General features: G+C 33.0%; 8 protein-coding genes. All 8 read left to right on the top strand.

Annotated features, from left to right (window positions below; translation table 11 throughout):
* The first annotated feature begins 831 nt into the window (after positions 1-831).
* The 8 genes from D0T85_RS21795 to D0T85_RS21830 all read left to right on the top strand — a co-directional run bounded on the left by D0T85_RS21795 (position 832) and on the right by D0T85_RS21830 (position 7,960).
* Positions 832-2,400 carry a tetratricopeptide repeat protein gene (locus D0T85_RS21795; protein ID WP_163215635.1) on the top strand — a complete coding sequence of 523 codons (1,569 nt, stop codon included), beginning with the start codon at positions 832-834 and terminating at the stop codon, positions 2,398-2,400.
* A gap of 122 nt (positions 2,401-2,522) precedes the next feature.
* Positions 2,523-2,888, top strand: a complete 366-nt coding sequence (locus tag D0T85_RS21800; RefSeq protein WP_163215636.1) for a DUF3244 domain-containing protein — start codon at positions 2,523-2,525, stop codon at positions 2,886-2,888.
* A 29-nt stretch (positions 2,889-2,917) separates the two neighbouring features.
* A complete protein-coding gene (locus D0T85_RS21805; RefSeq protein ID WP_163215637.1) occupies positions 2,918-3,166 on the top strand; it encodes a TIGR04149 family rSAM-modified RiPP in 249 nt (82 codons plus the stop codon).
* A gap of 5 nt (positions 3,167-3,171) precedes the next feature.
* Complete coding sequence (locus tag D0T85_RS21810) at positions 3,172-4,353, top strand: 6-bladed beta-propeller (RefSeq protein ID WP_163215638.1); 1,182 nt, start codon at positions 3,172-3,174, stop codon at positions 4,351-4,353.
* Positions 4,354-4,363: 10 nt separating this feature from the next.
* The gene (locus D0T85_RS21815; protein ID WP_163215639.1) at positions 4,364-4,807 is read left to right on the top strand and encodes a 6-bladed beta-propeller; all 444 of its coding nucleotides are present in this window, start codon (positions 4,364-4,366) and stop codon (positions 4,805-4,807) included.
* A 71-nt stretch (positions 4,808-4,878) separates the two neighbouring features.
* Positions 4,879-5,496, top strand: coding sequence for a hypothetical protein (locus D0T85_RS21820; RefSeq protein ID WP_163215640.1), 618 nt, complete (start codon positions 4,879-4,881; stop codon positions 5,494-5,496).
* A 5-nt stretch (positions 5,497-5,501) separates the two neighbouring features.
* Positions 5,502-6,755, top strand: coding sequence for a radical SAM peptide maturase (locus tag D0T85_RS21825; protein ID WP_163215641.1), 1,254 nt, complete (start codon positions 5,502-5,504; stop codon positions 6,753-6,755).
* Positions 6,752-7,960, top strand: a complete 1,209-nt coding sequence (locus D0T85_RS21830) for a TIGR04150 pseudo-rSAM protein (RefSeq protein ID WP_163215642.1) — start codon at positions 6,752-6,754, stop codon at positions 7,958-7,960. The genes D0T85_RS21825 and D0T85_RS21830 overlap by 4 nt, the downstream gene beginning before the upstream one ends.
* Positions 7,961-8,109: the final 149 nt, after the last annotated feature.

Raw genomic sequence — 8,109 nt, forward strand, 5'->3', positions numbered from 1 at the left:
AATTCTTAAGAAATCCCTTTGAATTTTAAAAAATCAGTCATTCCTTGACCAAGAACAAACAAGAAATACAATATAGGCGACAAAGCGGAGACGCTTACATTCGAAGTATCATAGCTCATAGCCGTAATTCAATAATAAGTAAAATATCTTTCTATATAGAACAGATGCCTGAAGCTATATAGCACGATGGGTCGATGCTATATAGAACAAAGACACTCAGCTATATAGCTTCGATCCTTCGGTCTATATAGCTGCACAGAAGTATGGATTATTTTATGGAAAACTATGGACTATAGTGTGGGAGAATCCAGAGTTTTCTGCCAGAAAGTCCCTATGATTCACCACAGAGCTCACAGCAGTACAGAGTTTTCAAATACGATGCCGCATGGAATTTAGAACTCTGTGTAACTCTGCGAACTCTGTGGTGAAATCAATAATGAAAAATCTTTCCGAAACCAATAGCTTTGTTTACTTGTTTCACACCGCCTAAAAGCAACAAAAAGTGGAAAATTGCTTTCCTTACCACCGTTATACGCGTTGTGTGGCCTATTTTATTGCCTATTTTCAAAATGCTGCATTTTGCATTGATGAAATGCTGCATTTCGTTCATTCAAAATGCTGCATTTCGAAAGTGTGAAATGCTGCATTTTGAAACAACGTTTTGCAGCATGAAAAATAGTATTGATTTATGAATGGATGAAAGTTTACATGTAGATGGTGACAATGAATTGGATGCTTGTTAAAAAAACGCAAATATTCAACAAGATTAAGAGTAGGTAGTTAACATTTAGTATTTTTATTAAAATCTTAAAGTAATCTAATTGTAAAACTATGTCAAAAACGATATTAACACTTATATCCTTTTTATTGCTTTTCTGCTTTTCGTGTACCTCGGAAAAGATATCAAACACAGTATTATTGCAAGCCGATTCGCTTATGGAATGTTGTGCCGATAGTGCTTTGCTTTTATTACAAAGCATTGAACAACCCCCAGAAATGAAGAAGCGCGATCAAGCTTTTTATGCATTATTGAAAACTCAAGCCGACGACAAGAATTATATTACTCATACCAGCGATTCATTAATACAGGTGGCAGTGGATTATTATAAAAATCGGAATGTGGATAAAAAGGCTAAGGCATACTTTTATTTAGGGAGTGTGTATAGGGATATGGGAATGAAGTCGGAAGAAATGAAAGCATATCAAGAAGCCCTGAAGACTAAAGGAAAGAAAGAAGATAGGCTGACGGCATTGATTTGCAATAATTTGTCTTGCCTGTATACTGAACAGGATTTTTATGATCAGGCACTTAAAATGGCAAAGCGGGCGTATTTTGTTAGTTTGAAATTAGGGAATAAAAATGATATTGTACAATTTGCAAGAAGTTTAGGACTTTCGTACAGATATGTAGAAAAACAGGATAGTGTTTTGTATTATTATAAAGAGGCTTTAAAATATATACAACCCACTGATAAAAAAATTACATCATTGCTTTATGGAGATATTGGTGAAGTATACAGCCGAATGGGTAGTTTGGATTCGGCATATTATTATTTGTCAAAATCAATACAAATAGCCTCTAAGGCTAACGTATCTTTTTCTACACTTAATACAATGGGTAAAGTTTATCATAAGTTGGGACAGTTAGATTCTGCACGTGTTTATTTGCTTCCTTGTCTTAATGCTAATAGTATTTATGTGCGTGCTTCGGCTAATTATGAACTGGGTGGAATTGAAGAAAAAGAAGGAAATCTTGAAAAAACAATTTATTATAATAAGGTATACCTTGCTATGAATGATACAATTGATGCCAACTCAAGAAGAAAAGAAACCGCATTGCTAATTGGTAAACAGCTATCAATTGAAGAAAAAAAAGAACCAATCAAAATAATATCAGTTCTTTTGATTTTGCTACTTTTAATCGCTTTGTATTTGTTTTATAGAAAAGGAAAACCTGAGCAACAGTCTCAATTGCTTATACCTGCTGCATCTCCTATACCTATTGCATCTTTATTAGTAAATGAGTCAATAAACTCTGTATTAAATAGCGAAAAACATCAGGCATGTATTGCTTTATTGAAACAAAATGTTCATTGTGCTACGTTGAATGTTTTGTGGAAAAATCCAAAACATAAACACACATTGCCTGTTACTACTAAATCCGAACTAAAAAATGATATTACAACTATTTTTTCTGATACAATCAATGCACTCTCAACTTCGTTTCCCGATCTGCAAACGGATGATTTATATTGTTGCATTCTATACTTATTAGGTTTCAAGGTTCGCGCTGTCGAAGTTCTTATGGATTTGGGAAACGATGCACTTCGGAAACGAAGATCTCGCATTAAAAAAATTATTGGTGACGAATTGTATACTTGCATCTTTAAGAGTAATTGATGTTGGGTAAAACGTGACAATACGCGTGCTTGAATCGTTGTCACGCGTATTGTCACGCTTTTCTTATTGTATTATCTCTCCTTTTACATAGTTTTGTGTATCACTCAAATGAATTCTATATCATGAAAACAAAACTATTTTTAGGCAGCCTTCTCTTATTCTTTTTTATTGTGGGGAAGGCTGCAGTGACAGCTGAAAGAGAAATCATTGATTTAAAGGGAAATGAAAAACCCCTTCTTCGTTCTCTTCCGGTTGTTCCTGTTAGAGCCTTTCTTGAAAATGCTGCGGTTATATTGGAGTTTAGATATCCATGCGTATCGGTGGGTATTACCATAGTTAATGAAGATACTGGTTGTGTGGTGTATTCTAATTCGGTTATGAATCCGGACGGGTTTATGGTTAACTTATTGGGTGAAGAAAGTGGGAACTATAGGTTGGAAGTGACGGTTGATGGGAAGATATATAAAGGAATATTTGAGATTATATAAAACGATTGTTTAATTAAAATTATTTTTTTATGAGAAAACTACGAAGAATAACCTTGTCTAACTTAAGTAAAGTTGAGATGACAGAAAAAGAACAAAATCTTTTAAGAGGAGGTTCTGGTGCAGGTGGAACTTGTGTATGTGTGTGTCTTGAGCCTAAATGTGCATGCGGAGAAATTAAAAGTTCCGGTTATTATCATGATAGCGTAAAAGCTTTTAATGACAATGGCGGGTCGAATGTGGAAAACGGTGAAGCCAGAGCAAATCAAATAGAAAAATAAATGGCATGAAGGAAAGTTTATGTATCTACTTGTTACTTCTTCTTGTAGGATGTGCTGATAATATAAACAAAGATTCAAATTTACCGATTATTGAAGTAAACCGTACAAACTATCCCGTGGAGATTAAAGATCTCCACGAGGTGGCTGATGTGGAGTACATACCACTAGAAACTATCGATGAATCTTTGTTGGGGACTACAGGGGTGTTTGTTGTTTCCGATAAATATATTTGGGCTTCCGAAACATATGGTAATATATGGAAGTTTAGCCGTACAGGAAAGTTTTTATCCAAGATTAATAGATTTGGAAATGGACCAGAAGAATATAGTGCTATTTTAAATATAACCTGTGATTTTGAAAAAGAGGAACTGTTTGTTTTTAGTAGTGACAAGTTAGTAAAGGTTTATTCGTTCGATGGCATTTATAAACGAACTCTTTCATTTCCGGATAATATAATGTTAGATTTTTGTTTGCATAATTACAATGAACAATATTTAATAGGCTATAACTTTGATTTTCCTTATTCTTCGGAAGACACGCCCGAAGGTGCCGACTCTCACCCTTATTATTTGATAGACAAAGAAGATGGAAAATTAGTACCTCTGTCGATTAACGTGTCAGATCGAATAAGCAAAACAGTAAGTAGGGTCAGAACATCATTGGGTTCAGGAGTAACCTTTCCTATGTTTCAGTTGTTTGCTGCTGGTGCAGAGAATGCTATAATCTCAGATATATCTTTGGATACTATTTATTCTTTCAAAAATATGACCTTGTCTCCCATTGCTTACAGAATCCCTCCGGTGCAGGTAAAGAAGAAGTATCCCAAGGTGGTTATTGCAGAGTTCGATACAGACTATTTTACTGTATTCAGGATAGTAGATATGATTTTTGACCCTGTAAAACGACATCAGATACATGCCCATGCATTAAGAATAGTTTGGGACAAACGTACTAAAAGGTTCGAAGAATGGAAAGTGTACGATTATAATTACGGTAAAGATAAAACCAGTTTCCCTGACAATGGTTTGTTTTCAAATTTACCAAGAAATCATGGGGAATGTTTTTACAATGCATCGGATTTGGTTGAAAGGTACCAAAAAGGTGAACTCAAGGGGGAGTTAAAAGAAATTGCTTCCCAATTAAAAGAGGATGATAATTTGGTTTTGGTAATAGCGCACTATAAATAAATTGAATATTATGAGAAATAAAATGTGTATTTATTTACTGTTTTTTCTTGTAGGATGCAATGATAATGCGAACAAAGATTCAGATTTACCGGTTATTGAAGTAAACCGTGCAAACTATCCCGTGGAGATTAAAGATCTTCACGAGATAGCCAATATGGAATACATACCACTAGAAACAACTGATGAATCTTTGTTGAAACCTACGGCAGCGTTTGTTGTTTCTGATAAATATATTTGGACTTCCGGAACATATGGTGATATATGGAAGTTTAGCCGTACAGGAAAGTTTTTATCCAAGATTAATAGATTTGGAAATGGACCAGAAGAATATAGCGCTATTTTAAATATAACCTGTGATTTTGAAAAAGAGGAACTGTTTGTTTTTAGTAGTGACAAGTTAGTAAAGGTTTATTCGTTCGATGGCATTTATAAANTTACAATGAACAATATTTAATAGGCTATAACTTTGATTTTCCTTATTCTTCGGAAGACACGCCCGAAGGTGCCGACTCTCACCCTTATTATTTGATAGATAAAGAAGATGGAAAGTTAATACCTCTGTCGATTAACGTGTCAGATCGAATAAGCAAAACGGTAAGTAGGGTCAGAACATCATTAGGTTCAGGAGTAACTTTTAATATGTTTCAGTTGTTTACTGCTGGTGCGGAGAATGCTATAATCTCTGATATTTCTCTGGATACTATTTATTCTTTCAAAAATATGACCTTGTCTCCCATTGCTTACAGAATCCCTCCGGTGCAGGTAAAGAAGAAGTATCCCAAGGTGGTTATCGCAGAGTTCGATACAGACTATTTTACTGTATTCAGGATAGTAGATATGATTTTTGACCCTGTAAAACGACATCAGATACATGCCCACGCATTAAGAATTATTTGGGACAAACGTACTAAAAGGTTCGAAGAATGGAAAGTGTACGATTATAATTACGGTAAAGATAGAACCAGATTTCCTGATAATTGTTTCTATTCAAATTTGCCAAGAAATCATGGAGAAGATCGTTATAAAGCATCGGATTTGGTTGAAAGGTACCAAAAAGGCGAACTCAAAGGGGAGTTAAAAGAAATAGCTTCCCGATTAAAAGAGGATGATAATTTGGTTTTGGTAATAGCACATTATAAATAGAGTTTATGGTAGAATTTAGAGAAATAACGCAGGAAGATGTTCTTTATAATTTAATAAATCTCAGGCAATTAGTTTTTGAGGTTACCGAAAACTGTAATCTAAAGTGTAAGTATTGTGGATATTCTCAATTCTATCAAGAGGTGGATACAAGGAATAGTGGGAATATGACTTTCGATAGAGCAAAGAAGATAATAGACTATCTTTATGATTTGTGGAGCAACCATAACTGTAAAGATGTTCTTCAAAGAACAGCTGTTAGCTTTTATGGAGGTGAGCCGTTAATGAATATTGCCTTAATAAAGAAAATAATAACTTATATGGAAAGTCTGCCATCAGTTGGAAGATTCTTTACCTACTCAATGACAACAAATGCAATGCTTTTGGATATTCATATGGATTATCTGGTTGAGAAAAATTTTCAACTACTGATTAGTCTGGATGGAAACAAAGAAGGACATAGTTATCGCATTGATTGTAAGGGAAATAATTCTTTCGATAAGGTATTGAAAAATGTAAAATTACTTCAGAGTAAATATCCGCATTATTTTGGAAAGCATGTTAGCTTCAACTCAGTGTTGCATAATAGAAACAGTGCAGAATCTATATACGAATTTATATCTAACGAATTTGGTAAGCGTCCACACATTAGTTCATTAAATACTTCGGGTATACGCAAAGATAAACTTGATGAGTTTAACAAAACATATCAGAGTTTGTATAGCAGTATAAGTCAATCGTGCAGTAAAGAGTTAGAAGATAACTTATTTACAGATAATCCTCAAACATACAATATAGTAGAATATATGTTTCGTAGTTCGGGAAATATATATAGAAGTTATTATGAATTGATTATTGATAAAGACAGATTGAAAACTTTTCCAACAGGAACGTGTGTTCCTTTTTATAAGAAAATGTTTATAACAGTAAATGGACAAATACTTCCATGCGAAAGGGTAAATTATAATTTTTCATTTGGTTATGTTGATGATGAAGTTCATATAAATCTTTCTTCTGTTGCAAAGAAACATAATGAATTCATTTTTAAATATATAAATAAATGTTTTTCTTGTAGTCAAAGAAAAACGTGTAGTATTTGCATATACCAATCAAATAGTGTTATTGATGGTTCTTTTTCCGGATGCGAATTTTATAGGGCAATTAGAGAAAAAAAGGAAATTGATGTGAATGGATTAATGTACCTAAATCAGCATCCCTATTTGTATTTAAAAATATTAAACGAATTAACCATAATTGAATGAATAAAGTTGAATATAGTTTTCTGTATCTAAACCAAGAAACCTTTTTATGGACCAACAATGAAAAAGGATGTGTGTACAATTGTCTCAATCAAAAGATATTTGTGTTTAAAAACAATGAGGTTTTAAATATGGTATTAGAAGAATTGTTGAATGTGAATAATCTTTATAGGACTAGATTGTCTCAAAAACTTATTTTGGATAAAAATATACAAAATTGGATAACTGATATAGAAAATATTGAAGCTGGTGGAGTTGAATCTGAGGAAGATGCAAAAAAAAGAATCACATTTAAACCATTACTAAAAATACAGCAAACCCAAGATTTCTATAGATACAACTACGAGCAACGAAAAGAAAGTGGTAATATTATGGATAACCTCCATACACTCATTTTTAATATAAATGGGAGTAAATATGGAAATGATAATTATTTTAAGCAAATATTGTATCCAAAACAGTCAACCGAGGTGCTAAATAAAGATGATGTGTTTGACTTTATTGACAATTCGAAAAAATCAAACTTACTGTCAACTGTTGGCTTGTTGGGGAATATATGGGAATATCCAGATTATGAAAAACTAATAAGCAATCTAAAAAACTATCCATATAGAGTAGTTTATTATTGCTTAGAAGAGGATTGTCGGAGTAATACAAATATTGATTTTTTGGATGAAAATTTCAATCTGAATATTTTAGTGACTGAATGTGCCAGTAAAAAAATATCTCCTATCATTAGTCCACATATCTTATATACTTTTATTGTAGCTTCAGAACAGGATATGGAACAAATAGAGGATATAGTAAGCTTGTATCCGGCTTTGTCTTACAAAGTAATTCCTATTTATACAGGAAAGAATATAGATTTTATGAGAGAATATGTTTTTATTCGTGAAGAAGATTTTTTGAATGCAAATCTTTCGAAGCGAGAAATATTTACTCGTCAAGCTATTAATATACATGATTTTGGCACATTAACCATAGATTGTGATGGAGCAGTATATAGCAATACACATAGTTCGCCTATTGGGAGAATAGATGAATCTCCTCATTCTATAGTGTATAGGGAAATTACCGAAGGAAAATGCTGGTTGAGAATTCGTGACCAATATCCTTGTTCAAATTGTATCTACCAATGGCTCTGCCCATCACCCTCAAATTATGAATTAGCAATTGAACGCCCAAATCTGTGTGATTTATCAGTATAATTACTATAATTTAAAAGCTAAGATGAGAACAGAAAGCCTATATGAAGAATTTAACCCAACTTTCACTCTTAAAAATAATTTTCATAAAAATTGCACTTCTATTTCCCACTATGTCAATCATAACATATTGAGAATCAATTATAGGATTG

Origin of the sequence: Bacteroides sp. 519 (assembly GCF_010500955.1) — a bacterium.
GTDB lineage: Bacteria > Bacteroidota > Bacteroidia > Bacteroidales > Bacteroidaceae > Bacteroides.